This is a genomic window from Acidovorax sp. GW101-11A03 (assembly GCF_059424825.1).
Window position 1 is genome coordinate 1 of record NZ_JBWKZU010000037.1, and the last position, 26,538, is coordinate 26,538.

Consider the following 26,538-nt stretch of genomic DNA (forward strand, 5'->3'; position numbering starts at 1 on the left):
GGGTCGGGTTGGGTGATGTCGAGCAGCGACTCGGGGTGGTCGATGGGGTGGGCGGTTTGGTAGCCAACGGCTTTCATGGGGAGATCCTGGGGTCAAACAAAGGGTGCCTGGATCATGGGTTTTGCCGGTTTGTTTTTAAATGGGCTGATGATTGAATCCATCTTCAATCATTGCTTGAAAATAAGCCCCTACGCACCCAAGGCACCCCATGAAAAGCCTGCAAGACCTCGACATCTTTGTGCGCACCGTGGACAGCGGCAGCCTCTCTGCCACGGCCCGCGCGCTGGACCTCACCCCCGCTGCCGCGAGTGCCGCGCTCAAGCGGCTGGAGGCCGAGCTGGGCGTGGCGCTGTTCGTGCGCTCCACGCGCAGCCTGCGGCTCACGCAGGAGGGCGCGCTGTTTCTGGAGCATTGCCGCCCCGCGCTGGCTGCGCTGCAGCAGGTGCAAGGCCAGCTGGCGGGCGGGCGCGCCGGAGGCTTTCGCGGCACGCTGCAGCTGGCCGCGCCGTCTGACCTGGGGCGCAATGTGCTGCTGCCCTGGCTCGATGCCTTCCAGACCGAGCACCCGGGCATCGACATCCGCCTGCAGCTGGCCGACCGCGTGGCCAACGTCTACAGCGAGCCGGTGGATGCCGCCTTCCGCTACGGCAAGCCGCAGGATTCGAGCCTGGTCGCACTGCCGCTGGCCGCCGACCACCGGCGTGTGCTCTGTGCCGCGCCCGCCTACCTGGCAGCGCACGGCATGCCCGACACGCCCCATGCGCTGGCCGCGCACGAGGGCCTGTGCTTCATGCTGGGCGAGGACGTGCACGACCGCTGGCGCTTCTGGGACGCTTCCGGCCAGGAGGTGGTGGTGCGTGCGCGCAGCCGCAACGTGGCCAACGATGGCGATGTGGTGCGCCGCTGGGCGGTGCTGGGCCGGGGCATTGCCTACAAGTCGTACTTTGATGTGGCCGACGACCTGACCGCCGGGCGGCTGGTGCCGCTGTGCCCCGGCTGGACCACCGAGGCCGTGCCGCTCTTTCTGGTGGCGCCCAGCCGCCGCCAGTTCACACCGCTGGTCCATGTGCTGCGCGACTTCATGGCCGGGCGGCTGCAGGCGCTGATGGAGCGGGCGCCGCGTTGAGCGCTAGCAGCAATCGCATGCGCTGCGCCGACCTGCCGCACGAGGCTCTGCCAGCAGCAGGGCTATCGCACACGCGACCGGCACCGCACACCCGTGCGCCGCACAATCGCGCCCTTGCTGCCGCCACCGAGCGCGGCGCACCCTCTGCGCAGCCAAGTGCCCGGTGCTGCGGCAACGCCTTTGACAGAGAAAGACGATCATGCTGAATTTCGACTTCCACAACCCCACCCACATCGCCTTCGGCCAGGGGCGCATTGCCGACCTGGCCAAACTCGTGCCCGCTGCCGCCAAGGTGCTGATCCTCGTGGGCGGTGCCAGCGCCGAAAAGACCGGCACGCTGGCCGAGGTGCGCGCCGCGCTGGGCGAGCGCCCGCACGCCACCTTCAGTGGCATCGAGCCCAACCCGAGCTACGAAACCTCCATGAAGGCCGTGGCGCAGATCCGCGAAGGCGGGTTTGACTTTCTGCTGGCCGTGGGCGGCGGCTCGGTGATCGACGCCACCAAGTTCATCGCCGCCGCCGTGCGCTTCGAGGGCGGCGACCCCTGGGCGATCCTCGAAAAGCACGGCCGCAACGTCCAGGGCGCCATGCCGTTTGGTTCCGTGCTCACGCTGCCCGCCACGGGCTCGGAGATGAACAACGGCGGTGTCATCACCCACCGCGCCAAGGGCGCCAAGCTGTCGTTTGGCAGCGTGCACACCTACCCGGTGTTTTCGGTGCTCGACCCCATCAAGACCTACACCCTGCCACCCCAGCAACTGGCCAACGGCGTGGTCGATGCGTTTGTGCACACGGTGGAGCAGTACCTCACCTACCCCGTCAACGCACCCGTGCAGGACCGCTTTGCCGAAGGCATCCTGCAGACGCTCGTCGAGGTGGGCCCGCGCCTGCTGACCGCCCCTGAGCCCGTGTACGACGACCGCGCCAACCTCATGTGGGCCGCCACCATGGCGCTCAACGGCCTGATCGGCGCGGGCGTGCCGCAGGACTGGGCCACCCACATGATCGGCCACGAGCTGACGGCCCTGCACGGCATCGACCACGCGCGCACCCTGGCCATCGTGCTGCCTGCGCTGCTGAACGAGCGCCGGGGGGCCAAGCGCGCCAAGCTGCTGCAGTACGGCGAGCGCGTGTGGGGCATCACCACCGGCACGGATGACGAGCGCATCACCGCCGCCATCGGGCGTACGCGCGACTTCTTTGAAAGCATGGGCATCGCCACGCGCCTGTCGGGCTACGGCCTGGGCGCTGACACCGTGGGCGCCGTGGTGGCGCAGCTGGAGGCGCACGGCATGGTGACGCTGGGCGAGCAGCGCGAGATCACCCCGGCTGTGAGCCGCCGCATCCTCGAAGCCGCGCTGTAAGCCGTCGGGCAGGGGGGCGGGCATCCGCTCCCGCCTTTCGTTCTGCATTTCGCGCCGCGCAGCAGCGTTTCGTCGCAGGGCACTGGAGCCCGCTGCGGGCGCTGCCTACAGTGCCGTCAAGCCGCCACCCCGGGCGGCCATTGACGAAAGGCGCACTGTGACCCTCATTCTCTTCCTGGCCCTCCGCTCCGCATGGCGGTTGGCCCGTGCTCCGCTGCTGGCTGCGTTTGTCGCGCTGCTGGCCTGGGCTGCCCCCGCATCGGCGCAATACGCCGGGCTGCGCACCCTGGTGGTTCCGGGTGCTGAGCCTGTGACCGTGGCCCTCTACTACCCGACTCCTGCCGTGGCGCGCACCCAGCCCATGGGCCCCTGGCGGCCCATGGTCACACCGGGCGCGCCGGTGGCTGCCGCGCCCCTCAAGGGCCTGATCCTCATCTCGCACGGCACGGGCGGCCATGAACTGGGCCACCACAACCTGGCCACGCGCCTGGCGGCCGATGGCTACCTGGTGGCCGCGCCGCGCCACCCGGGCGACAACTGGGAAGACCGGTCGATGATCACCTCGGGCCGCTACTTCAGCGAACGCCCGCGCCAGGTGAGCCGCGTGCTGGACGCATTGCTGGCCCACCCCGAATGGGGCCCCCGCATTCCGGCCGGGCGCATCGGCGCCGTGGGGCACTCGGCAGGCGGCTACACCGTGCTGGCCCTGGCCGGTGCACAGGCCGAACCCGCCCGTGCCGTACAGCATTGCCGCGGCGTCTCGGACGACCCGGGCTTTTGCAGCCTGGGAAAACTCACGTCGGCCCAGGGCGCCAGCAGCCCCGTGGCCCCGGCATCTTCTGCACACGGCTCGCAAGATGGCCCGCTGGTTTCGGTGGCCGACCCCCGCATCCGCGCTGTGGTGGCCCTCGCGCCCATGGCCGTGGTCTTCACGCCCCAGAGCCTGGCCGCCATCTCCGTGCCCGTGAAGGTGGTCATGGCCGAGCGCGACGTGGTGCTGCAGGGCAAGTACCACGGCCAGCATGTGGCGGCCCACTTGCCCGGGGTGGACGCGAGCACCGTGCCAGGCGCCGGGCACTTTGCCTTCATGGCCCAGTCCGCCTGGCCCCTGCCATCGGACGCAGGCGACGCTGCCGCCAACCCCGAGGGCTTCGACCGGGTGGCCTACCACGCCACGCTGGAGAACCAGGTGGCGGAGTTTCTGGGGCGGCAGTGGCGGTGAGTGCGGCGGATTTTCAAGAAAAGGTGGCCGTCTGCGCGCAATGGATATGCCTTGTATGCTATGAAAATAGTAGTAAATTGAGGGCTGCTGCAGCCGCTCAGGCGGGGAGCGCCACCTCGGTGGGGCACGCCTCCACCTGCACTAGACAGTCATAAAACGTCGGCGCGCGACCCAGGTCGGTCAGGGCCTGGCTGGTCACCTCGTTCACGTTGGTGCCTTCCAGCCCCATCTTGCGCCACCAGATGCCCAGGCCGTTGACCACGCCCGGCCGCGCGCGGCGCGAGACGGTGGCGTGGCACAGGTAGCTGCCCCGGTCGTTGAACACACGCACCACGGCGTCGTTGGCGATGCCGCGCGCCTCGGCGTCGTCGGGGTGGATCTCCAGCACCGGGCGGCCTTCGATGTTGCGCAGGCTTGTCACGTTCACGAAGGTGGAGTTCAAGAAGTTGCGCGCAGGCGGCGAGATCATGGCCAGGGGGTAGCGCGCATCCGTGCCCTGCAGTTCGTAGTTGGGCAGGTGGTCGGGCAGGCCGTCCAGGCCCTGCGCGGCCAGGCGGGCGCTGTAGAACTCGCATTTGCCCGACGGCGTGGGGAAGTGTCCCTCGGCAAACGGGGCATCGGGGATGGCCAGCGTGGCAAAACCCTGGGTTTCGAGCAAGGCGTAGTCCACTGCGTCGCCAAACGCCTGGCGGCACAGGGCTTCGTCGCTGTCGGCAAAACCCGGCTCGGTGAAGCCCATGTGCGCCGCCAGGTCGCGGAAGATTTGCGCATTGCTGCGCGCCTGGCCCTGCGGTGCAATCGCGGGGCGGTTGAGCACCACGTCGGTGTGGCCGTAGCTCAGGTGCACGTCCCAGTGTTCGAGCTGCGTGGTGGCGGGCAGGATGTAGTCGGCGTAGTCGGCCGTGTCGGTGCGGAAGTGCTCCAGCACCACGGTGAACAGGTCTTCGCGCGCAAAGCCTTGCACCACCTTGCCCGACTCCGGCGCCACGGCCACGGGGTTGCTGTTGTAGACCACGATGGCCTCCACCTTCGGGCCGAAAGCGGGCGAGGCCGCGCGCAACAGGTCGTCGCCAATGGTGGACATGTTGATGGTGCGCGGAGTCTTCGCAGGCATCAGCTCGGGCATCTGCAGCACGCCGCGCTGCGCCGGGAACTGTCCCGAGCTGGACAGCAGCACACCCCCCGCGCGGTGGCGCCATGCGCCCGTGAGCGCGGGCAGGCAGGCCACGGCGCGCACCGCATTGCCGCCGCCGCGCACGCGCTGCATGCCGTAGTTCAGGCGGATGGCGGCGGGCTTCGTGGTGCCGTAGTCCTGGGCGAGCTGGCGGATCTGCTCCACGGGCACGCCGCAAATTTCGGCCGCGCGCTCGGGCGGCCATTGCAGGGCGCGTTCGCGCAGCTGTTCCCAGCCCAGCGTGTGGCGGGCGATGTAGTCGTGGTCCAGCCAGTCGTGTGCGATCAGCTCGTGCATCAGCGCCAGGGCCAGCGCGGCATCGGTGCCGGGGCGCAGGGCAATGTGCTCGTGGCACTTGTCGGCCGTCTCGCTCTTGCGCGGGTCGATGCACACCAGCTTGGCGCCATTGCGCTTGGCCTGCTGGGCGTAGCGCCAGAAGTGCAGGTTGCTGCCGATGGAGTTGCTGCCCCAGATGAGGATGAGCTGCGATTCGGCAAAAAACTCCACCTTCATGCCCACCTTGCCGCCCAGGGTCTGGATCAGCGCCTCGGCCCCGGCCGATGCGCAGATGGTGCGGTCCAGCTGCGAGGCGCCGAGCTTGTGGAAGAAGCGCCGGTCCATGCTCTCGCCCTGCACCATGCCCATGGTGCCCGCGTAGCTGTAGGGCAGGATGGCCTCGGGTGCGTGCGCGGCGATGGCCTGCAGGCGCTGGGTGATGTCGCTCAAGGCTTCGTCCCAGCTCACTGGGGTGAACTGGCCGCTGCCCTTGGGGCCGCTGCGCTTGAGCGGGGTGAGCACACGCTCGGGGTGGTAGCTGCGCTCGGTGTACTTGCTCACCTTGGCGCACAACGCGCCGTCGGTGTGGCGGTGCTCGGGATTGCCCTGCACACGGGTGGCTACGCCATGTTCGTCCACCGTGGTCAGCAGCGCGCAGGTGTCGGGGCAGTCGTGCGGGCAGGCGCCGCGCACCTGAATCGGTGTGGTTTGCATGGGATTGGCGGCAGAAGGCGTGGACATATGCAGGCTGGTCGTTAAACTGCCATCGGGGTTGGAACCGGCGTGCATACCCTTGCGGCTGGGCCAAAGAGGCTGCTTACCGGCAGCGCAGAGGGATCGCCCTCGATTCATAGCAGAGAGAGCAGGATTTCACCATGAAGCAAATGGCACTGGGGCGCAGGCAGTTTTCCGTGGGTCTGGGGGCGGCGGCGCTGGGGGGCTTCCATCTGGCCCGGGCGCAGAGCGAGGGCCGTATCGTGCTGGGCCAGTCCGCGGCCTTCACCGGCCCGGCCGCCCAGCTGGGCGTGCAGTTCAACCAGGGCGCCAAGCTGTTTTTTGACCAGCTCAACGCCCAGGGCGGCGTGGGCAAACGCATGGTCGAAATCCGCACGCTGGACGATGGCTACGAGCCTGACCGCTGCGCCGAGAACACCAAAAAACTGATCGCCGACGAAGTGTTTGCACTGTTTGGCTACATCGGCACCCCCACCAGCCTGGCGGCGCTGCCGCTGTTCACTAAGGAGAAGGTGCCGTTTTTTGGCCCCTTTACCGGTGCCGAGGCGCTGCGCCAGCCGTTCAACCGGCTCATCTTCCATGTGCGCGCCTCGTACTACGACGAAACTGCACTCATCGTGCGCCAGCTCACCAACCTGGGGCTCAAGAAGATCGCGGTGTTTTACCAGAACGATGCCTACGGCAAGGCCGGGCTGGACGGGGTGACCCGGGCCCTCACCGAACTCAAGCTCACCCCCGTGGCCACGGCCACGGTGGAGCGCAACTCGGTGGACGTGAAGGCGGCCGTGGACAAGCTGGTGCCCGCCATGCCCGACGCCATCGTGCAGATCACGGCCTATGCCTCGGCCGCCGCGTTTGTGCGGGCGGCACGCAAGGCGGGGTTTGGCGGCACGTTCTACAACGTGTCGTTTGTGGGCACGCAGGCGCTGGCCGATGAGCTGGGCAAGGACGGAGCCGGTGTGGTGGTGTCGCAGGTCGTGCCCTCGCCCTACCAGCCGTCGCGCCAGATCACGCGCGAGTTTCTGGAGGCCATCAAGAAGGGCGGCGACAAGGTGCAGGCCAACTACTCCAGCATGGAGGGCTATCTGGCCGCGCGCGTTTTCACCGAGGGCCTGCGCCAGGCCCAGGCCAGCGGCAAGATCACGCGCGAGAGCTTCATCACCGGCACCGAGTCCATCGGCAGCCAGGTGATCTCGGGCTTTCCGGTGTCATTCAGCGCCACCAGCCATGCGGCGTCGAAGTTTGTCGAGATGTCGATGCTGACCGGGGACGGCCGGGTCAGGACCTGACCCCATCCAGGAGGGGGCGTGTGGGCCCCCGCCGCTCCGAAGCGATCAGCCGAGCGTGCGTGTGCGCGCCAGCCCCTGCATGAACGCCTCGCAGCGCGCGAGCTGCTCCAGGCTCACATACTCATCCGGCTGGTGGGCCTGCTGGATGCTGCCAGGTCCACACACCACGGTGGAGATGCCCGCGTTCTTGAACAGGCCCGCTTCGGTGCCGAAGGCCACCAGCGTGGTGCTTTTTTCGCCGCTCAGCTCCTGCGCCAGGCGCGTCACCGGGTCGTCCTTGCTGCCCAGGAAGCTCGGGATCTCGCAGATGGTCTCGAACGCGAAGCCCGCTGTGGGCGCCACCTTCTTCATCGCAGGCTCCAGCGACTGGGCGTAGGCCACCACCTCGGCCTGCATCTGCGCCGCGTTGGCCGTGGGCAGGTCGCGGAATTCGTAGCGGAACTCGGCGTCACGCGGCACCACGTTGTCGGCAATGCCGCCGTGGAACTGGCCCACGCTGCTCGTCGAAAACGGCACGTCAAAGCCCTCGAAGCGGGGCTCGTTCTTTTCAAAGTCTTCCGCCATGTCGCGCACCCGGCCCACCACGCGGGCTGCCATCTCGATGGCGTTGACCGAATGGGGCGTGAGGGACGAATGCGCCTCCTTGCCGCGCACGCAGCACTTGTAGCGGTACACACCCTTGTGCGCGATGGCGGGGATCATGCTGGTGGGTTCGCCCACGATGCAGGCCAGGGGCTTGATGTTCGCGTCGCGCAGGTCGGCAATGAGTTCCTTCACGCCAAAGCAGCCGATCTCTTCCTCGTAGCTGAACGCGTAGTGGAGCGCAAACGGTGCGTCACTGTTCAGGAACTGCTCGGCCTGCGACACGGCCACGCCGATGAAGGCCTTCATATCGGCGCTGCCGCGCCCATAGAGCTTGCCGTCCTGAACCAGCGCGCTCAGCGGGTCCATGGTCCAGTCTTGCCCATCCCATGGCACCGTGTCGGTGTGGCCCGAGAGGATGATGCCCGCCGGTTTGCCCTCGCCCAGCGTGGCGAACAGGTTGGCCTTGGTCTTGTCTTCGTTGAAGGTGAGGCGGCTTTTTACGCCCAGCCTGGCGAGGTGGTCGCGGATGAAATGGATCAGCTCCATGTTGGAGTGGTGGCTGACGGTGTTCATGCGCACCAGGGTTTGCGCAAGTTCGAGGGCGTGCGGGGAGAGTGTCATGTTGCAGTGCAAATAAACCCGGAGTGGCGCTAGGGGTGGCCAGCGGGCTAGACTGTGAGATCGTAAGGACACATATCATGAACGTTATTGACTCCATCGTCACCCAGGCGGCCAGTATTGCAGCGGTGCGCCGGGACATTCACGCCCACCCCGAGCTGTGCTTTGAAGAGGTGCGCACCGCCGACGTGGTAGCGCAAAAGCTCACCGAGTGGGGCATTCCCATCCATCGCGGCATGGGCACCACGGGGGTGGTGGGCATCGTGAAGGGGCGCGATGGGGGCGCCAACGGCCGGGCCATCGGCCTGCGCGCCGACATGGACGCGCTGCCCATGCAGGAGTTCAACACCTTTGCCCACGCCAGCAAACACCAGGGCAAGATGCACGCCTGCGGCCATGACGGCCATGTGGCCATGCTGCTGGCCGCAGCGCAGCACTTTGCCAAGCACCGCAACTTCGACGGCACCGTGTACCTGATCTTCCAGCCCGCCGAAGAAGGTGGTGGTGGTGCACGCGAGATGATCAAGGATGGCCTGTTCGAGCAATTCCCCATGGAGGCCGTGTACGGCATGCACAACTGGCCCGGCATGCCCGTGGGCCAGTTCGCCGTGAGCCCCGGCCCGGTGATGGCGTCGAGCAACGAGTTCAAGATCACCATCCGGGGCAAGGGCAGCCATGCCGCGCTGCCGCACAACGGCATTGACCCGGTGCCGATTGCCTGCCAGATGGTGCAGGCCTTCCAGACCATCATCAGCCGCAACAAGAAGCCGGTGGATGCGGGCGTGATCTCGGTCACCATGATCCATGCGGGAGAGGCCACCAACGTGGTGCCCGACAGCTGCGAGCTGCAGGGCACGGTGCGCACCTTCACGCTGGAGGTGCTGGACCTGATCGAAAAGCGCATGCAGCAGATTGCCGAGCACACCTGCGCTGCGCATGACGCCGTGTGCGAATTCGAGTTTGTGCGCAATTACCCGCCCACCGTCAATTCGGCCCCCGAGGCCGAGTTTGCGCGCGCGGTCATGGCCAGCATCGTGGGCGAATCCAACGTGCTGGTGCAGGAGCCCACCATGGGTGCCGAAGACTTCGCCTTCATGCTGCAGGCCAAGCCCGGTGCCTACTGCTTCATCGCCAACGGCGACGGTGCCCACCGCGAGATGGGCCATGGCGGCGGCCCCTGCACGCTGCACAACCCCAGCTACGACTTCAACGACGACCTGATCCCGTTGGGCGCGACCTACTGGGTCAAGCTGGCCGAAGCCTGGCTGGCCCAGCCCCCCAAGGCGGCCTGATACCCGCCGATATCCGGCGATCCCGCTCGACCTGGGCGCACGTTGCGCGCGTGCCCGGGTTTTTCCTGTCTTTCCTCACTGACTCCTGAAAGCCCCGTCCATGATCGGAATCGTTGAAGCCTTCTCGCCCAGCTACGCCGAGGCGCGCACAAAGTTTCTGGAAGCCGCAGCCGCTGCTGGCCTGTCCATCGAATCGCACGCCCACCCGCTCAAGGGCCGGGACGGAGAAGACCTGGCGATGGACGTGGTGCGCGACGGCCCGGCGGATGCGAAAAAGCTGCTCATCGTGAGCAGCGCCTGCCATGGTGCCGAAGGCTACTGTGGCAGTGGCGTGCAGGTGTTTGCACTGCACGACCAGGAGTGGCGCGACAAGGCGCATGCGGCGGGCGTGGCCACGCTCTACATCCATGCGCTCAACCCCTACGGCTTCTCGCATGTGCGCCGCTTCACGCACGAGAACGTGGACCTGAACCGCAACTTCCAAGACTTTTCAAAGCCCCTGCCCGTGAACACCGCCTACCGCGAGGTGCAGCCCCTGCTGCTGCCCGAGCAGTGGCCGCCCGGCCCCGACAACCTGGCCGCTGTGCAGCAGTACATCGCCACCAAGGGCGAGGCCGCCTGGCAGGCTGCCATCTCGCAAGGCCAGCACGAGTTTCCGCAAGGCATCTTCTTTGGCGGCACCGAGCCCACCTGGAGCAACCGCACGCTGCGCCAGGTGCTGCGCCAGCATGGCGCGGCTGCTTCGCAGATCGCCTGGATCGATCTGCACACGGGCCTGGGCCCCAGCGGCCATGGCGAACGCATCTATGCCGGCAAGGACGACGCCGTGGCCGTGGCCCGTGCGCGCGCCTGGTGGGACGGCGGCGGCGCCACGCCGGTCACCTCGATCTATGACGGCTCGTCCACCTCGGCCTTCCTCACCGGGCTGATGTGGACCGCCATCTACGACGAGTGCCCCCACGCCGAGTACACCGGCATTGCCATGGAGTACGGCACCGTGCCCGTGCTCGACGTGATGAACGCCATCCGCGCCGAGCAATGGCTCAACCTGCACCCCGGCGCACCCGCTGAGCAGCATGCGCAGATCAAGGCCCAGATGCTCGCTGCCTTCTACACCGATACCGATGTGTGGAAGGGCCAGATCGTGAGCCAGGCGCGACAGTCGATGTTCCAGGCGGTGGATGGCCTGGCCGGCTGAATGGCTGCGGGATGTACATAAAAATGGCCGTCTCCGCGCATCTGTAAATAGTTTTTAGCTCCTGAAAAGATAGTAATTGTCTCCCGGTGCCCCAGGCAGCCCATGCCGGGGTAGCGGTGGGGTAGCGCCCCGGTCGCGGCTACCATCGCCCAAAAAACCAGGAGACACCATGGCCCTTGCAACCCACGCCCCCTGCGACCGGGCTATCCCCCGGGCGGCCGCCGAACGTGTGGCCCCATGAGCCCGCGCACCGCCCTGCAGGTGCCGCCTGCCGACCCGCTGCGTGCGCTCAGCCGCAGCCTGCTCAGGCTCTCTGAGCAGGCCCAGCACGTTGCCCCGCAGGACTTGCTGCGCCAGGCCATGCAGACCTTGCAGAGCCTGGTGCCTTTTGATTCCGCCTGGTGGGGCGAGGTGTCGGCGGGCGAGGCTGGCGCAGAGGGGGAAACGCAGGCCGCACCACGCAACTGGCTGCACGGCAGCATCGGCCTGGCCCGGGGTTTTGCCGACGAATGGAATGCCCTGGCGGCCGTGGACGACTTTGCGCTGCAGTCCATGCGCCGACTGGGTCAGGTGATCCGCGAGCGCGACGTGGTGGGCGTGTTGCCCGAGGACCCGCAGGTGGTGGCCTTCTCCGAGCGGCATGGCCTTTACCACTGCATGGCCCTCACGGCCGAGCTGCCGCACAGCGGGCTGCTGTTTTTTGTCTCGGTCTACCGCCCGCAGACACGCACCGAATTCACCGATGCCGAAACCGTGCTGTTCGGCGAGTTTGTGCTGCACCTGCTGCAGCACTGGCACCACCGTCTGCAGCGCCTGCAAAATGATTCGCCCCGGCGCCCCTGGGACAGCTTTGCGCTGGCCCAGCCCACGGGCGAGCTGCTGTTCGCAGGTCTGCGCATCAGCCAGGCCCTGCGTGCGGCCCACCCGGAATGGGCGGGCACCCACCTGCCCCCGGCCGTGGTGCAGGCGCTGCGCGGCGCGCCTTGCAACCTGGTGCTGGGCAGGGCCTGCCGCCTGCGGCTGGAGCCCTGCGGCCCACTGGTGGCACTCAGCATCGCATCGCGCCAGCACAAGCAGGCGCTGGCCCCGCGCGAGCTGAGCGTGGCCATGCTCTACGCCCAGGGGCAGTCGCACAAATACATTGCGGCCACGCTGGGCCTCACGCCCGCCACGGTGCGTACCTACCTGCGCACCGCCTACGCAGCGCTGGGCGTGCGCAACAAGCTGGAGCTGGTGGCGGCACTGCGCAACGCGTAAGGCGGTGGCCCGACGCTGCGCGGGCTTGGTAGTTTCCCGCTCCCTCTGCATTTGCAGAGGCTGCAATCGCGCCGCCTTTTCCTATCGTTCGCACCGGAGTCCAGACACCGGTGCGCGCCACACCGCCACCCGGCCAGGACTCCTGAAGAACCGTCATAACAGGAGACCCTCGCATGTTCCCCCATCCTCACTCCCTCTCTGCGGCGCCCCGGCGCCACGCCCTGGTACGCGCAGGGCGATGGACCGCAGCCTGCACCCTGGGTGCTGCGGTCGCCGTGGCCCTGACCGCCTGCGGCGGCGGCAGCGACGCCATCCCACCGCTGGCCAGCAAACCCCTGGCTGAGGCCTGTGCCGCCTACGCATCCACCGCCTTGCCCCATGGCGCCAAGGTCACCCGCACCGAGCTGCGCAAGGCTGAGGGCACATTGCCCGACGTGTGCATCGTGCGCGGCCAGATCGTGTCCTCGCCCGAGTCCACCATCCACTGGGCGGTGGAGCTGCCCACGCTGGCGCAGTGGAACGGCAAGACGCTGACCATTGGCGGCGGCGGCTTCGACGGCTTCATCCCCACCGACGACCCGTGGTACCAGCAGCTCGTGGGCCCCTCGGCCAATCCGTATGTGAAGATCAGCTCCGACTCCGGCCACCAGGTGCGCGGCTTTGCCTGGGGCAACAGTGATGTGGCGCTGCGCAACCACGCATTCGACGCCAACCATTTCGTGCTGGAGGTGGGCACCGCCATTGCCACCGAGTTCTACGGCAAGCGCCCCGTGCGGCGCTACCACATGGGCCATTCCAACGGCGGGCGCTCAGGTCTGATCTCCACGCAGAAGTACCCCAAGGACTACGACGGCGTGGTGGCCATGGAGCCCGCCATCGCCCAGCAGGCGCACCAGGTCAACCTGGGCCCCACGGTGCTGCGCCACATCTTCAAGAGCCGCGACAACTGGATGAGCCCCGCCAAGATCGCGCTCTACGCCAAGGCCGAGACGGCCGCGTGCGACGGGCTGGACGGTCTGAAGGACGGCATCATCGGCAACGTCGAGGCCTGCAACTACGTGCCCACCGACCTGCTGTGCCAGGGCGCCGACAACGACAGCTGCCTGACGGCCGGCCAGATCGAATCCATCCGCCTCATTTACAGCGACCACAAGACGCCCGTGACCCTGTCGCGCGGCGCGGTGGGCTACCCGCGCTTTGGCCGGGGCGGCGCGTCCACGTCGGACTGGCAGTCGTACATGTTCGGCACCAGCTTCGACGCGCCCGATTCGTTCAACCACATGGCCGTGACCGAAGCCGCGCGCCTGGTGGAGGGCAACCCCAACGCGAACATCCTGACCCACGATCCGACCCAGTACCAGGCCCAGTACCGCCGCCTGGCCGAGATGATCGATGGCACGGACCCGGACATCTCCGCCTTTGCCGACAACGGCGGCAAGCTGCTGATCTGGTACGGCCTGGGCGACACCTGCGTGTCGCTGTACCGAACGGTGGAATACTTCGACACTGTGAAGCAGCGCCTGGGCGCCAGCAAGGTGCAGAGCTTTGCACGCATGGTCACCTCGCCCTCCAACGGGCACGACCTGGACGGCGTGGGGACCGAACCCCGTTCCATCGACCTGCTCGCCGCCATGGACGCCTGGGTGGAAAAGGGCACGGCGCCCGACAAACTGGTGGCCACCAAGTTCGCGCCCGGCACCACCACCCCCGTGGCGCAGCGCCCGGTGTGCGAGTACCCGCAGTTCCCGCGCTACAACGGCACGGGTGACCCGGCCAAGGCCGAGAGCTTCACCTGCTCTGCGACCTGAGCGCGCTGGGTGGAGCAAAGGCGTGCCCCACCGGGGCGCGCCCTTTGGCCGCTGCATGGGGCCTTGGCGGTTTCACAGCCCCAGGTCGCTCAACCCCGGATGGTCGTCCGGCCGGCGCCCGAGAGGCCAGAAGAACAACCGGTCTGCGGCCTGGATGGGGCGGTCGTTGATGCTGGCGTGGCGCACGGCCATCAGACCGTCGTCGTTGAATTCCCAGTTCTCGTTGCCATAGCTGCGGTACCACTGGCCTGCGTCGTCATGCCATTCGTAGGCAAAACGCACAGCGATGCGGTGGCCGCTGAACGCCCACAGCTCCTTGATGAGGCGGTAGTCCAGTTCGCGCGCCCACTTGCGCTCCAGCAGCTGCCGAGCGGCGTCGCGGCCCACAGGGAACTCGGCGCGGTTGCGCCAGCGTGTGTCTTCGGTGTAGGCCAGGGCCACGCGCGCGGGGTCGCGCGAGTTCCAGCCGTCTTCGGCCAGGCGCACCTTCTGGATGGCGGTGTGTTGTGTAAAGGGGGGCAAAGGTGGGCGTGTTTCCATGGGGACCTCGAAGGTGAAGGGTGGATGTAGACAGGTCTGTCTACTCGCTATCATAAGGCTATGTAGACAGGTCTGTCTACAATGAGCGAATGACCTTTGATCCAATCCCCCCTGGCTGGCAGGACCTGCCCGCCCGAGACCGCCTGCTGCACACGGCCCATGCGCTGTTCTACCGGGACGGCATCCGCGCCACGGGCATCGACCGCGTGATCGCGGAGTCCGGCGTGACCAAGGTGACCTTCTACCGGCATTTCCCGAGCAAGAACGACCTGATCTGTGCGTATCTGGAGTACCGGCACACGGGCTGGATGGCCTGGTTTGGCGATGCGCTGCAGCGCCATGCCCACGCGCTGCCTGCAGGTGCGGACCGCACGCGGGCCTTGGCGCCCGCCTTGGCGGAATGGTTGGGCAGCGAGCACTTTCGGGGCTGCGCCTTCATCAACAGCGTGAGCGAGCTGGGAGACACCGTGCCTGAGGTGCTGGAGATTGCGCAGCGCCACAAGCGCGACATGACGGCATTGCTGGCGGGCCTGTTGCCTGCGCCAGCCCACCGTGCGCAGGATGCGCAGGCGCTCACCCTGGTGGTGGAGGGCGCCATCGTGCGCGTGCAGATGGGCGAGCCCGTCAAGGTGGTGGTCGCCACCGTGTCCCGTCTTGTGGAGGCTTTGGTGCCAGCGCCATCCCCTCGCGCCGTGTGAGCACTGCGGCTGGCACGAAGCCGTCCATGGGGTTGGCGACTTCAGTCCAGCCGGTGACCCATTGCATTCCCTTTGCGCTCCAGGCGGGGGCTGTTGGGCGCTGCGCATGGGCTCTCGCCGGGCCGGGGCGCATGACCTAGGCCTGCTGTCTTCTCTCTCATGGATGCACTACGAGCCCGCCAGTGCGCCCTGGGCCGCAGCGCACAGGCGGCTACTCGCCCCAGGGCAGCATCAGCGTGAGCAGTGAAAGCTGGTCGAACTCGGGTGCAAAAGCATCGATGATCTGCTGCGGCTCGGGGCACAGGGTGGTGTCGGTGATCACGCCAAACTGCACACCGCCGCCGTAACTGAGGATGGAGACCCCCAGGCCAATGTCGCCCGACTGTGGCACCCAGAACATGCATTGCGTGACGCGCGACCCGCACAGCGTGAGCTGCTCCTTGGGGCCGGGCACGTTGGTCATCACGGCCGTGGTCTTGCGGCCAAACAGGTTGAGCAGTGCGTCCTGCGCGGGCTTGATCATCAGCCCCGCCACCGCCAGCATGGCAAACGCCAGGATGGGCTGGGTGCTGCCCTTGAGTGCGTTCATGCGCTTGCGCACTTCGTACACGCGCTCAATGGGGTTGGCCACGCCAATCGGCAGCACCAGCGGTACCAGGCCAAAGCGGTTGCCCAGCTTCCAGGCCTCTTCCATGGGGCGCAGGTTCACCGGGATCATGGCGCGGATCTCCTGGCCCGTGGGGTCGTCGCCCTGGCTGCGCAGGTAGCCGCCGATGGCGCCGGCCACGCAGGACAGCAGCACATCGTTGATGGAGCAGTTGAGCGCCTTGCCGATGGCCTTGACTTCTTCGAGCGGGATCGGTGGGCACCACGCCACGCGCTTGGCGCTGCCGGGCTGGCCCTTGAGGCGGGTGGGCGAGTCGTCGGGCATGAGCGCCAGCGCCGCGGCATCACTGACGAGCTGGTAGGCCACGCGGGCCATGTCGGCCGTGCCCGAGAGCCCATGCTGCATGGCTTTCTCTGGGTCACCCAGCATCTGCAACGACTTGGCCGCGCTGTCGCCCGCCAGGTCCAGCGCCTTCACGGTGAGGCCGGTGAAGGGCTTGATCAGGGCATCCGCAATCCAGTCCTCGGCGGTGGCGGCTTCCTTGCCTGTTCGCGCCTTGCGCTTGGGGGGCTCAGAGCCGCCATCCACCAGCGACATGGTCACCGAGATGAGGGCAATGCCGTCGGCAATGCAGTGGTGGATGCGCACGATGAGTGCGCTACCCTTTGCTCCGTCGTCGCCCACAAAGTCTTCGATCAGGTGCATCTGCCACAGCGGGCGGCGGGTATCGAGCGGCTGCATGGCGAGTTCACCCACGCGGTCTTGCAGCGCGCGCTGCATGCTCTGGCCTTTGCGGTGGGGCAGCTTTTCGCGCAGCACATGGGCGGCGATGTCGAAATTTTTATCCTCCACCCAGGTGGCGCCCGCCGCGTCTTCCACCACGCGCTGACGAAAACGCGGGTACTGCAGCAAGCGCTGCTGCACGCGTTCGCACAGGGCCTCCCAGGTGATGCCGGGCGACAGGGTCCACACGCCGTTGATCATCATCAGGTTGCTGTGCGAATCCATGCGCAGCCAGGCGGTATCCACCTTGCTCATGCGCTCGCCGGACAGGCCCAGCATGCCGGTGGCCGCGCGGCGTACGTTCTTCTGGACCACGGTGGCGGCCTTGCGGGCTGCGGGGGGCAGGGCCTGGGCGGCCTTGCGCGCCACCTCAGGCCCCTGGTCGCGCAGGGTGCGCAGGGGACTCGTGCTGTGGCCGGGGGCGGCTTTGCGGGGGGCTGGAATGCGGGTCACCATCAGATGTACACCTATTGTTTGATTTTTTGGGGGCTTGCCTCTATGGATTGAGCGGCCCCGGGCCGTGCTCAGCCCGTAAGATACAACGCAGCAAACCCTTGCCGACACCGTTTTTTCCCTCCCCCCAAAACATTCCCAGGAGCACACTGACATGGCCGACCTCAACGCCACCTTCGAAGCCGCTGTGGCCAATTCCAAGAACCTGAGCGAGCGTCCCGACAACGCGACGCTGCTCAAGATATACGCGCTGTACAAGCAAGCCACCGCCGGTGACAACACCGAGAAGAAGCCCAGCTTCTCCGACATGGTGGGCCGCGCCAAGTGGGACGCCTGGGAAAAGCTCAAGGGCACGGGCTCCGACGACGCCAAGCAGCAGTATGTGGACCTGATCACCTCGCTGAGCTGATACGGCGGGTCTCTCCAAAGAAAAAGGCGACCAAGGTCGCCTTTTTCTTTGGGTGCAGCGGCGGTCTAACGCTGAACCCACCCCTTGGGCAATCCCGCCTCCGGCGTCATCCCATAGACCGGCTCGCCCGGCAGCCCCGCCTGCAGCGGCGCGCGCGCGGCCATCAGGCGCTCCAGGTCCACCCCCGTGGTGATGCCCATGGCCTCAAACATGAACACCAGGTCTTCGGTCACCACATTGCCCGAGGCGCCCGGCGCATAGGGGCAGCCGCCCAGCCCGCCCAGCGACGCATCAAAGGTGCGCACCCCCACGTCGTAGGCAGCCAGGCAATTGGCCAGGCCCAGCCCCCGGGTGTTGTGCATGTGGGCCGCCCCGGCCTTGGCGCCGAGCTCGGCCCGCAGGCGCGTGAACAGGCGGCGCACCTGCGCCGGGTTGGCCATGCCGGTGGTGTCCGACAGGCCCACTTCGTCCGCGCCCGCCTCGGCGCACAAGCCAGCCAGCCAGATCACATCGTCTTCGGCCACCGTGCCCTGTATCGTGCAGCCAAAAGCGGTGGACAGCCCCACCTCCACCAGCACGCCGGGCGCCTGCGCGTCGCGCAGTTGCGCCACGGCGCGCACCTCTTCGACCATGGCCTCGCGTGTCTTGCGCACATTGGCCAGCGAATGGGCGGCGCTGGCCGACACCGGAAGGGTGACCTTGTGCACCCCTGCTGCCAGCGCCGCCTCGGCGCCGCGCAGGTTGGGCGCCAGGGCCATCACGGTGATGCCAGGGTGGGTGAGGGCGTGGCGCACCACTTCGGCCACATCGGCCATCTGGGGCAGCAGGCGGGCGGGCACGAACGAGCCGACTTCGATCTCGCGCAGGCCCGCCGCCACCAGCGCGTCGATCCAGCGCAGTTTGTCGGCCGTGGGCATGGTGGCCTGGACGGACTGCAGGCCATCGCGCGGGCCGACTTCGCTGATGAGGATTTCTGGAGGCGTCATGGTGCTCGGCGAATGAAGCCGCAGAGGATAGCGCGTGCGGCGCCGGGAGAGGTCTGGGAGTTTTGAGCAAAGTGGCAACTGGGGTTGCCATACCGGCAAACAGCCCTGCAATAAGCAGCAGTTTGGGCGATTCCTATTGTTTTTGCGCTTCGGGACACTGCCTGGAGACACATTCATTCGCATCCGGAGACAAACACCATGGCTGCCCCTCAGCACTTTTCCACCCGCTACCTCAGTGCCCCCGATGTCATCGCACTGGTGCAGCGCAAGGGCGTCGAGCCCTGCCTGCGCGGCATCGCAGATTACATCCATGCCGACTTTTTGCGCTGGGGGGCCTTCGACAAATCAGCGCGCGTGGCCAGCCACTCGCGCGACGGCGTGATCGAACTCATGCCCATTGCCGACGGTGAGACCTATGCGTTCAAGTACGTCAACGGTCACCCCAAGAACACACGCTGGGGTTTGCCCACCGTGATGGCGTTTGGCGTGCTGGCCGATGTGGCCACCGGCGCGCCGCTGCTGCTGAGCGAACTCACGCTCACCACTGCCTTGCGCACCGCCGCCATGTCGGCCGTGGCCGCCCGCGCCCTGGCGCGGCCTGGCAGCCGCACCATGGCGCTGATTGGCAACGGCGCACAGAGCGAGTTCCAGGCGCTGGCGTTTCACCACCTTTTGGGCATCACCACCCTTCGCCTGTTTGATACCGACCCGGCCGCCACCGCCAAGCTGCAGGCCAACCTGCAAGGCACCGGGCTGCGTACTGTGGCCTGCTCCAGCACGGCCGAGGCCGTGCGTGGCGCCGACATTGTGACCACGGTGACGGCCGACAAGACCAACGCCACCATCCTCACCCCTGACCTGCTGGCGCCCGGCATGCACGTCAACGCGGTGGGCGGCGACTGCCCCGGCAAGACCGAGTTGCATGCCGACGTTTTGCGGCAGGCGCAGGTGTTTGTGGAATACGCGCCGCAAACGCGCATCGAAGGCGACATCCAGCAGCTGCCTGCCGACTTTGTGGTGACCGAGTTGTGGGAGGTGCTGGCAGGGCAGCACGGCGGGCGCGCCAGCGATACCGCAGTGACCGTGTTCGACTCCGTGGGCTTTGCGCTGGAGGACTTTTCTGCGCTGCGCTTCTTGCGCGACGCGGCGGCCGAGCTGGACATGGGCCAGCCCATTGAACTCATTCCGGAGTTGTCAGACCCCAAGAACCTGTTTGGGTTGTTGCGCACGCGCAGCCCCTTGCTGCGCGTTGTGGCCTGACGGCTGTCCGGTCACCCCTTCTCAGTCCCTCCACACCACGCTACTCCCCGGGTCGGCACGGGTGGTGCGGAAATGGTTGGCCGGGTGCGCAGGGTCTGCCCTGCCAAACGAAATGCCGCAGACGATGCTGCGGTCCTCGCCAATGCCCAGCACCTCGCGCAGCACGCCAGGGTAGGACGCGAGCGCGGCCTGCGCGATGGAGCCCACGCCCAGGCTGTGCGCGGCCAGCATGAAGTTGTTCACATAGGCGCCGCAGTCCACCGCGCCATACACGCCCAGCGCCTCGTCGCTGGTGATGATGGCCACATGCGGGGCGCCAAACATGGTGAAGTTCTGCGCCGCCTGGCGCGCCGAGGCTTCGCGGTCGCCCTTGGCAATGCCCAGAGCCTCGTACAGGCCCCAGCCGCATTCGCGCCGCCGTTCCTGGTACACGCCCCGGTATTCGCGGGGCCAGGGCAGATCTGGAGCCGGAGCGGCGGCCGCCATGTGCGCCTGCAGTGCACCGCGCAGGCGCTCCAGCTTGGCGCCGCTGGCAATGGTGAGCTGCCAGGGCTGCGCATTGCACCACGATGCCGTGCGCTGCGCAGTGGCCAGGATGGCGTCGATGGTGCTGCGGGGTAGCGGCTCGGGCAGAAACGCGCGGCAGCTGTAGCGGGTGTGGAGCAGCGTGGAGAGGGTGTCAAACGCCGGGCCGTGGGCGCTGGCCTCGTTCGCGGTGGAAGTCATGGCGGTGGTTAGGCCTTCTTGGCCTTGGCGGCAGGCTTGGCCGTTGCCTTGGGGGCTGGCTTGCCAGCCTCGGTGTCTGCCGCCGGTTTCTTCTTGTCGGCGGCGTGCTTCTTGGTTGCGGGGTGCGGCGCGTTGAGCAGCGCGTCCAGCTGCTCGCCAATCTCGGCCTCGATGCGGTCCTTGAAGGCGCCCAGCAAAAAGCCCAGTTGGGCCTTCATCTCGAACTGGTGGGCATCCACCAGCAGCGTGCCCTTGACGCCGGTGCGGGTGAAGGTGAGCAGGTCTTCCTTCTCGCCCTCTTCGTAGGTGCATTCCATGTCGAACTTTTCTTCGGCCTTCTCGGCCCAGGAGAAGGCGACCTTGCGGGCTTCCTTGAAGCCCAGGTGGTGTTCGCGGTGGATATGAATGTCAGGCACCGGCTGTCTCCTTGAGGTGTTGGGGGTCAGGTATAAGGGCGCGCAGGGCCTCGTGCCGCTCGGGCTGGGGCTGCTGCGCCAGTTGTCGTACGGCATCATAAAACCGGGGCCAGTCGCGGCCTTCGCGCTCAAACAAGGCTTCGAATGCGGGAACCAGTTCGTCGTAGGCGGCCTGGGCCGCAAAGCTGGCGTTGTTGGCCTGTGCCACCCAGCGGTCGTAACCGGCCACCTGGGCGGTGGTGGCCTGGGGCGCGGCGCCGCCCTGTGGTTGCAGCCAGCGCTCGCGCAGCGCGGCGTAGTCCGCTCTGAAACGCTGCATTGCTTCACTTTTTATAGCTGCTAACGCATGATCATCGCGCGCAGAGGCCTCTTTTTGCTCATAAATGGCAGCCAGGTGAGCGCGTGTGGCCCGGGTCAGCGCGCGGAAGGCGCTGCGCCGCGCCTCGCTGGTGGCATAGGCTTCGCGCGCTGCGGGGGTGGATTGCGTGGCCAGCCACTGCTCCACGCCGATGCGCTCCACCGCTGTGGCAAAGGATTCGTTGAACAAGGTGTCGTTCTTGGCATAGGCCACCTGGTGCGCCAGCTCGTGGAACAGCAGGCGCACAAAGTCGCCCTCGGGCCAGGCAATGAAGGTGGACAGCAGCGGGTCGCCACCCGCCCAGTTCATGTAACCCAGCGTGGAGTAGGCAGGCACGCCGTACACCTCCACCTCCAGGCCCTGCGCGGCCAGCTCGGCGGCTTCGGCCTGCGCTGCGGCCTCGGTGAAGTAGCCCCGGTAGCCGATGCAGCCCGTCACCGGAAAGCACCAGGTGTGCAGCGTCAGCGAATAGGGCGGTGCGGCGACCACGTTCCATACGGCAGCGGGGCGCTTCAGGTCGGCATAGCGGCGGTAGCTGGCGTTGTCGGGCAGGCCGAGTTCGGTGACCGCAAAGGCCCGCGCACGTTGCGCCAGCTGCAGCCGCTCGCGCAGGGCGGGCGAGATGTCTTTGCGCACCACCCAGTCGTCAATGGGTTCTGCGGCATGCAGGATCTGCATGTGCCCGCGCAGCGACTGCCAGTAGTAGCCCCACGCGTTGGAGGGGCCGGTGGTGCTGGCGCAGCCGCCCAGTACCAGGCAAAACATCAGGCTGAAGGTGGCCCGCAGGCGGGGAAGTGGCTGGCGCATGCAGTGCAGTTTATGGGCAGATCGGGCCCTTTGTACCCGCCCTGTCAGCAGCCTGGCTGTGGTGGTTTCTAGAATGCCGCGCATGACCCCTCCGACTGCTCAAGATCCTGCTCGCCCACCCGCACTGGCCGACGGCCTGTTCGCCGACGAAACCGGTTGCCCGCGTTGCACCTGGTGCCAGGCCACGCCGCTGTACCGCCACTACCACGATACCGAGTGGGGCTTTCCGGTGGCAGACGACCGCCGGCTGTTCGAGAAGATCTGCCTGGAGGGCTTTCAGTCGGGCCTGAGCTGGCTCACCATCCTGAACAAGCGCGAGGGCTTTCGCGCCGCGTTCGCGAACTTCGACGCCGAGCAGGTGGCAGCCTTCGGCCCGGCCGAGGTAGAGCGCCTGGTGCAGGACACGGCCATCGTGCGCCACCGGGGCAAGATCGAGTCCACCATCAACAACGCGCGCCGCGTGCTGGAGCTGCGGCGCGAGTTCGGCTCGCTGGCGCACTACGCCTGGCGCTACGAGCCCGCTGCTGCTGACCGGCCGGAGCGCCTCACGCGTGAAGTGGCGCGCACCCTGTCCACGTCGGCTGCATCGGTGGCCATGTCCAAGGACCTGAAGAAGCGTGGCTGGAGTTTTGTGGGCCCCACCACGGTGTACGCCTTCATGCAGGCGATGGGGCTGGTCAATGACCACCTGGAAGGCTGCCACTCGCGCCCCGCAGCGCTCGCGGCGCGCAAGGCGTTTGTGGTGCCGCGCGGCTGATCGTTCAGACCCGCGCTACGGGACGCAGCAGCCACAGCGCTCCCAACGCGGCCAGGCCCAGCAGTGTGGTGAGCCACAGGGCCGCTGCCCCGGCGCTGTCCAGCAGCATGCCAAACAGCACCGGTGCAAAAGCCTGCGCCACGCGGGCGGGCACCATCATCAGGCCCTGGCGGGCGCCATAGCCTGCTGGCCCAAACAGCACCAGTGGCAGCGTGCCCTTGGCAATGGTCAGTATCCCGTTGCCTGCCCCGTGCAGCACGGTAAATACTGCGGCAGCAGGCCCGCCCAGCACCATCAGCAGGCCCGCGCCCACGGGGTGTGTGGCGGCAGCCAGCTGGGCCGACAGCAGCGGGTGCAGGCGGCGCAGCAAGCCAAACTCCAGCAGGCGTGCAGCCACCTGCGCAGGGCCCACCAGCGCGGCCATTGCCACTGCCGCCTGCAGCGATGTGCCACTGGCCTGCAGCAGGCGCGGCAGGTGGGCCGCCATGGCGGTACTGGTGAACCAGGTGACGGCAAACACAAAGGACAGCAGCACGGTGGTGCGCAGCGGGTGAGCGGCAGTGGACGGGGCGGGTGCAGCCGGTTCCGAAGTGTCCGCCACAGGTTCATCTGCCGAAGTTGAGTGCGGCTTCCTTGCGGTGTCGGCACGGGGCAGCCAGCCATTAAGCGGCACGCCCACCAGCAAGTGCAATGCGGCCCAGCCCGCGCACGCGCCGCGCCAACCCCACTGCGTCTCCATCCAGGCCGACAGCGGCCAACCCACGGTGCTGGCAAACCCCGCGATCAGCGTGATGCCGGTAATGGCGCTGCGTGCGCCCTGACCGTACAGCCGCACCAGCGTGGCAAACGCAGCCTCGTACAGGCCCGAGCCCATGGCCACGCCCATCAGCACCCACGCGGCAAACAGGCCCACCGGGCCTTGCGCCAGGGCCATGCCCGCCAGAGCAGCTGCAAACAACAGGTTGGTGCCCACCAGCACCGGGCGGCCACCATGGCGGTCGATGGCCCGGCCCGCCAAGGGCCCGAGCAGCGCCGACACGATGAGCGCCACCGAAAACGCCGCGAACACGGTGGGCGTGGCCACACCCAGGTCGCGCGCCATGGGCGCGGCCAGCATGGCGGGCAGGTAGTAGGACGAGGCCCAGGCCAGCGTCTGGGCCGTGCCCAGGCGCGCCACGGTCCAGCGTTGTGACGCGGCACTCATGCCGCGCGGTGGGCCATGGTGGGGGCGCGCGAGATTGCCTCAGGCACGCTGGCCCTGCGCGTTGATGACGACTTCGCCATCCTCCTTGGTGAAGGCACCTTGCTGCGGTGCGGGCAGGATGTCCAGCACCTTCTCGGACGGGCGGCACAGCCGCGTGCCCAGGGGCGTGACCACGATGGGACGGTTGATGAGGATGGGGTGCTGCAGCATCGCGTCGATGAGCTGGGCGTCGGTGACGCCCGGTGCGTCCAGCTGCAGCTCGGCGAAGATCGCCTCCTTGGTCCGCACAGCGTTGATCACCGGCTCGCCGGTCGCCGCAATCAGCGCCACCAGCGTGGCGCGGTCGGGCGGGGCTTTCAGGTATTCGATGACCTCGGGCTCCAAGCCGCTGTTGCGGATCATGGCGAGGGTGTTGCGGGACGTGCCGCACTTGGGGTTGTGATAGATCGTGATGGTGGTCATGGCGTGCTGGAAAGGATGGGAGCAATGGGCGAAAGTTTGCCACTGTGTGCGGGCCAACCCGGCAAATTTCCCAGCGCGTTCAGCAGCCGCTGGCCCGCATCGCCCAGCGCGCCGTCGTTGTGCACCTCCAGGCTGGCGGCTCCCGGGGGCGGGGTGTAGGCCAGCGCGCGCTGCACCCGGGCCTCCACCTCTTCGTTCGTCTCGCGGCCCCGCGACAGCAGGCGCTCGCGCAGCACCTGCGGGCTGGCAGTGATGTGCACAGCCACCAGGTCCGGGAACCGCGCCAGGGCCTCGGGCAGGTAGGCGCGCGAACCATTGAGCAGCACCCAGTGGCCCTGCGCCAGCGGCGCCAGTTGTGCATGCCGTACGCCGTAGCCCAGGCCGTTGGCCTGCCAGTGCAGGGCAAAGGCCAGTTCGTGGCGCAAAGCAACAAACGTTTCTGGCGAAACACTTTCATGGGCTTCGCCGCCCGGTATGGCGGAGCGGCTGATGGTGCGCTGCGCCCAGTGCACGGGGCCGGGCTGGGGCAGGTGGGCGCGCAGCCAGTCCAGCAGGCTGTCCTTGCCCGCACCCGAGGGGCCCATGCAGTAAACCAACCGACCGGTGGTCATGCGCCCATCTCCAGATGGTCCAGCAGCACAAAGTCCGCGCCGGGCGTGGGCTCTGCGAACAGGGCCAGGCTGTTGAATTTGAGGATGGGAAGGTCCGAGAAAATTTCCTGCGCGGCCTCGAACACCAGCGACTGCGTGGGTGCGTCTACCTGCGCCAGGCTGCCGGTGAGCGACATGTGAAAGCGGAACTCGTCCAGCACAAACGGGTAGCCCCATTGCTGTAGCAGCGCGTCCTGCCGGGCGGTGAGCCCGGCTGCACGGCGCCGGGCCAGGTCGGCGTCAGAAAGGGGCGCGGCCAGGGGCTGTAGTGCCGTCACGCAGGTGGCGGCGGTCTCCTGGATCTGCGCATTGGCGGGGTGCAGCGCCGGGGGCACTAGCGCCAGAAAGTCGTCGATGCGTTGCACCTGCAGCGGCGGCAGCACAAAGGGTTGCAGCCCGCGTGCCACCTCCTGCACGGCCTGGTGCAGCGTGATCCAGTCGGTGCCGGGCGCCAGTGCAAACGGCGCCTTGAGCGTGGCGTGCCAGCCGTAGCGGCGGGGCGCTGCGGTCAGGCGGTGCAGCGTGTCGGCCGCCACGCCGTCGATGGCGAGCTGCTGCAGCGGCTGCAGCAGCGCGGCACAGCGCCCCAGCCAGTGGCTGCCGGCCAGCCAGCCCAGGCTGCCCGGGTTGGGCGCAAAGTAAACCGCATAGCGGTGGTGGGTGGGTGGCATGTCAGGCGTGTTCATTGTGGTCAATCGTCAGTTTCACACGGTCGCCCGCAAACCAGGCGCGGGCCCATTCGATGGGCGTGCCTGCCAGGTCCACGTTCAGGCTCTCTACCTGCAGCACAGGGCGTGAGGTGGGCTGGCGCAGCTGGGCGGCCACTTCGGCGCTGGGCAGCTCGGCGGTGATGCGGCTTTCGCGGCGCGTGTAGTCGGCCACGCCGTGGGCGGTGAAGCCTGCGGTGATGGAGCCCGTTTCGCGCACCACGGCCGCCAGATTTTCGAAGCGCGGCAGGGGAAAGTAGCGCTCGCTGATGTGCAGGGGCTGGCCCTCGGCATCGCCGCGCACGCGCAGCGCCAGCAGCGGGCTGCGCGCGGGCACCTGCAGCGCCTTGGCCAGCGCTGCGGTGGCGCGCGTGGTCTGCGCCAGCAGCACCACCAGGCTACCGCGCAGCCCGGCCTGCGCCAGACCTTGCTGGTGGCGCGTGCGCTTGCCCAGCACCAGGTCCACCGCAAAGTCTTCCACATAGGTGCCGCTGCCCTGCGTGATGCGTACCAGGCCCTGGCTGCACAGGCTGGCGAGCGAGCGGCGGATGGTGTGGCGGTTCACGCCGAACTGCTCGGCCAGCGCGTGTTCCGAGGGCAGGCGCTGGCCCGGCGGGTAGACGCCGCTGCCGATGGCCTCGGCCAGCTCGGCGGCTATGCGCGTCCAGAAGCTGTCGCGCGCAGGGCGCAGTGGTGGTGCTTGCGGTACCTGCAACGGGGTCGGGAGGGAGGTGGTGCTGGCTGTCATGAAACCTACATGCGCGCTCTTTAA

General features: G+C 67.6%; 25 protein-coding genes. 12 read left to right on the forward strand and 13 right to left on the reverse strand.

The features are described from left to right. Positions 1–208: 208 nt before the first annotated feature. The 3 genes from AC07Z7_RS15780 to AC07Z7_RS15790 all read left to right on the forward strand — a co-directional run bounded on the left by AC07Z7_RS15780 (position 209) and on the right by AC07Z7_RS15790 (position 3,711). Positions 209–1,126, forward strand: coding sequence for a LysR family transcriptional regulator (locus AC07Z7_RS15780; RefSeq protein WP_494766832.1), 918 nt, complete (start codon positions 209–211; stop codon positions 1,124–1,126). 199 nt (positions 1,127–1,325) lie between these two features. Beyond that, a complete protein-coding gene (locus AC07Z7_RS15785; RefSeq protein ID WP_494766833.1) occupies positions 1,326–2,489 on the forward strand; it encodes an iron-containing alcohol dehydrogenase in 1,164 nt (387 codons plus the stop codon). A 157-nt stretch (positions 2,490–2,646) separates the two neighbouring features. Beyond that, positions 2,647–3,711, forward strand: a complete 1,065-nt coding sequence (locus AC07Z7_RS15790) for an alpha/beta hydrolase family protein (protein ID WP_494766834.1) — start codon at positions 2,647–2,649, stop codon at positions 3,709–3,711. A gap of 97 nt (positions 3,712–3,808) precedes the next feature. Here the strand turns inward: AC07Z7_RS15790 and AC07Z7_RS15795 are convergent, their stop codons facing one another. Next, positions 3,809–5,902 carry a molybdopterin-containing oxidoreductase family protein gene (locus AC07Z7_RS15795; protein ID WP_494766835.1) on the reverse strand — a complete coding sequence of 698 codons (2,094 nt, stop codon included), beginning with the start codon at positions 5,900–5,902 and terminating at the stop codon, positions 3,809–3,811. Positions 5,903–6,036: 134 nt separating this feature from the next. Here AC07Z7_RS15795 and AC07Z7_RS15800 point away from each other — a divergent pair, with 134 nt between their 5' ends. Then, the gene (locus AC07Z7_RS15800; protein WP_494766836.1) at positions 6,037–7,185 is read left to right on the forward strand and encodes an ABC transporter substrate-binding protein; all 1,149 of its coding nucleotides are present in this window, start codon (positions 6,037–6,039) and stop codon (positions 7,183–7,185) included. A 45-nt stretch (positions 7,186–7,230) separates the two neighbouring features. On the opposite strand, the gene argE is transcribed toward AC07Z7_RS15800, so the two are convergent. Then, the gene (argE, locus tag AC07Z7_RS15805) at positions 7,231–8,391 is read right to left on the reverse strand and encodes an acetylornithine deacetylase (RefSeq protein ID WP_494766837.1); all 1,161 of its coding nucleotides are present in this window, start codon (positions 8,389–8,391) and stop codon (positions 7,231–7,233) included. A gap of 77 nt (positions 8,392–8,468) precedes the next feature. On the opposite strand from argE, the gene AC07Z7_RS15810 reads away from it, so the two are divergent. The 4 genes from AC07Z7_RS15810 to AC07Z7_RS15825 all read left to right on the forward strand — a co-directional run bounded on the left by AC07Z7_RS15810 (position 8,469) and on the right by AC07Z7_RS15825 (position 13,943). Beyond that, positions 8,469–9,680 (forward strand): M20 aminoacylase family protein, encoded by a 1,212-nt coding sequence (locus AC07Z7_RS15810; RefSeq protein WP_494766838.1) that lies wholly within the window; start codon positions 8,469–8,471, stop codon positions 9,678–9,680. A gap of 100 nt (positions 9,681–9,780) precedes the next feature. Then, positions 9,781–10,878 carry a M14 family metallopeptidase gene (locus tag AC07Z7_RS15815; protein WP_494766839.1) on the forward strand — a complete coding sequence of 366 codons (1,098 nt, stop codon included), beginning with the start codon at positions 9,781–9,783 and terminating at the stop codon, positions 10,876–10,878. Between the two features lie 237 nt (positions 10,879–11,115). Continuing rightward, entirely contained in the window at positions 11,116–12,135 is a 1,020-nt protein-coding gene (locus AC07Z7_RS15820; protein WP_494766840.1) for a response regulator transcription factor, read from the forward strand. Positions 12,136–12,308: 173 nt separating this feature from the next. Further along, positions 12,309–13,943: a tannase/feruloyl esterase family alpha/beta hydrolase gene (locus AC07Z7_RS15825; protein WP_494766841.1), complete on the forward strand. Its 1,635-nt coding sequence runs from the start codon at positions 12,309–12,311 to the stop codon at positions 13,941–13,943. A gap of 72 nt (positions 13,944–14,015) precedes the next feature. On the opposite strand, the gene AC07Z7_RS15830 is transcribed toward AC07Z7_RS15825, so the two are convergent. Continuing rightward, positions 14,016–14,483, reverse strand: a complete 468-nt coding sequence (locus tag AC07Z7_RS15830; protein ID WP_094289230.1) for a nuclear transport factor 2 family protein — start codon at positions 14,481–14,483, stop codon at positions 14,016–14,018. An 89-nt stretch (positions 14,484–14,572) separates the two neighbouring features. On the opposite strand from AC07Z7_RS15830, the gene AC07Z7_RS15835 reads away from it, so the two are divergent. After that, complete coding sequence (locus AC07Z7_RS15835; RefSeq protein WP_494766842.1) at positions 14,573–15,181, forward strand: TetR/AcrR family transcriptional regulator; 609 nt, start codon at positions 14,573–14,575, stop codon at positions 15,179–15,181. Positions 15,182–15,392: 211 nt separating this feature from the next. On the opposite strand, the gene AC07Z7_RS15840 is transcribed toward AC07Z7_RS15835, so the two are convergent. Further along, positions 15,393–17,027, reverse strand: a complete 1,635-nt coding sequence (locus AC07Z7_RS15840; RefSeq protein ID WP_494766843.1) for a wax ester/triacylglycerol synthase family O-acyltransferase — start codon at positions 17,025–17,027, stop codon at positions 15,393–15,395. Positions 17,028–17,178: 151 nt separating this feature from the next. Between AC07Z7_RS15840 and AC07Z7_RS15845 the strand changes: the two genes are divergently transcribed. Next, complete coding sequence (locus AC07Z7_RS15845; RefSeq protein ID WP_494766844.1) at positions 17,179–17,433, forward strand: acyl-CoA-binding protein; 255 nt, start codon at positions 17,179–17,181, stop codon at positions 17,431–17,433. A gap of 65 nt (positions 17,434–17,498) precedes the next feature. Here AC07Z7_RS15845 and AC07Z7_RS15850 read toward each other — a convergent pair whose 3' ends face one another. Beyond that, positions 17,499–18,419 (reverse strand): hydroxymethylglutaryl-CoA lyase, encoded by a 921-nt coding sequence (locus AC07Z7_RS15850; RefSeq protein ID WP_494766845.1) that lies wholly within the window; start codon positions 18,417–18,419, stop codon positions 17,499–17,501. A 198-nt stretch (positions 18,420–18,617) separates the two neighbouring features. Between AC07Z7_RS15850 and ocd the strand changes: the two genes are divergently transcribed. Beyond that, entirely contained in the window at positions 18,618–19,679 is a 1,062-nt protein-coding gene (gene ocd, locus AC07Z7_RS15855; RefSeq protein WP_494766846.1) for an ornithine cyclodeaminase, read from the forward strand. A 21-nt stretch (positions 19,680–19,700) separates the two neighbouring features. Here ocd and AC07Z7_RS15860 read toward each other — a convergent pair whose 3' ends face one another. Genes AC07Z7_RS15860 through AC07Z7_RS15870 form a run of 3 tightly spaced genes read right to left on the reverse strand, consistent with a single transcriptional unit; the run spans position 19,701 to position 21,986 of the window. Beyond that, complete coding sequence (locus AC07Z7_RS15860) at positions 19,701–20,405, reverse strand: nitroreductase (protein WP_494766847.1); 705 nt, start codon at positions 20,403–20,405, stop codon at positions 19,701–19,703. An 8-nt stretch (positions 20,406–20,413) separates the two neighbouring features. After that, positions 20,414–20,821 carry a polyhydroxyalkanoic acid system family protein gene (locus AC07Z7_RS15865; RefSeq protein WP_252659767.1) on the reverse strand — a complete coding sequence of 136 codons (408 nt, stop codon included), beginning with the start codon at positions 20,819–20,821 and terminating at the stop codon, positions 20,414–20,416. Next, positions 20,814–21,986 (reverse strand): aminopeptidase, encoded by a 1,173-nt coding sequence (locus AC07Z7_RS15870; RefSeq protein WP_494766848.1) that lies wholly within the window; start codon positions 21,984–21,986, stop codon positions 20,814–20,816. The genes AC07Z7_RS15865 and AC07Z7_RS15870 overlap by 8 nt, the downstream gene beginning before the upstream one ends. 82 nt (positions 21,987–22,068) lie before the next feature. Here AC07Z7_RS15870 and AC07Z7_RS15875 point away from each other — a divergent pair, with 82 nt between their 5' ends. Next, on the forward strand, positions 22,069–22,743 hold the full coding sequence (locus AC07Z7_RS15875; RefSeq protein WP_494766849.1) for a DNA-3-methyladenine glycosylase I: 675 nt from the start codon (positions 22,069–22,071) through the stop codon (positions 22,741–22,743). A gap of 4 nt (positions 22,744–22,747) precedes the next feature. Here the strand turns inward: AC07Z7_RS15875 and AC07Z7_RS15880 are convergent, their stop codons facing one another. Genes AC07Z7_RS15880 through phnF form a run of 5 tightly spaced genes read right to left on the reverse strand, consistent with a single transcriptional unit; the run spans position 22,748 to position 26,514 of the window. Continuing rightward, positions 22,748–23,947 (reverse strand): MFS transporter, encoded by a 1,200-nt coding sequence (locus AC07Z7_RS15880; protein WP_494766850.1) that lies wholly within the window; start codon positions 23,945–23,947, stop codon positions 22,748–22,750. Between the two features lie 39 nt (positions 23,948–23,986). Next, positions 23,987–24,409 carry an arsenate reductase (glutaredoxin) gene (gene arsC, locus AC07Z7_RS15885; protein ID WP_252659771.1) on the reverse strand — a complete coding sequence of 141 codons (423 nt, stop codon included), beginning with the start codon at positions 24,407–24,409 and terminating at the stop codon, positions 23,987–23,989. Beyond that, entirely contained in the window at positions 24,406–25,020 is a 615-nt protein-coding gene (phnN, locus tag AC07Z7_RS15890) for a phosphonate metabolism protein/1,5-bisphosphokinase (PRPP-forming) PhnN (RefSeq protein WP_252659772.1), read from the reverse strand. Before phnN ends, arsC begins: the two co-directional genes overlap by 4 nt. Beyond that, positions 25,017–25,745: a DUF1045 domain-containing protein gene (locus AC07Z7_RS15895; RefSeq protein ID WP_494766851.1), complete on the reverse strand. Its 729-nt coding sequence runs from the start codon at positions 25,743–25,745 to the stop codon at positions 25,017–25,019. Before AC07Z7_RS15895 ends, phnN begins: the two co-directional genes overlap by 4 nt. Continuing rightward, complete coding sequence (phnF, locus tag AC07Z7_RS15900) at positions 25,732–26,514, reverse strand: phosphonate metabolism transcriptional regulator PhnF (RefSeq protein ID WP_494766852.1); 783 nt, start codon at positions 26,512–26,514, stop codon at positions 25,732–25,734. Before phnF ends, AC07Z7_RS15895 begins: the two co-directional genes overlap by 14 nt. Between the last annotated feature and the right edge of the window lie 24 nt (positions 26,515–26,538).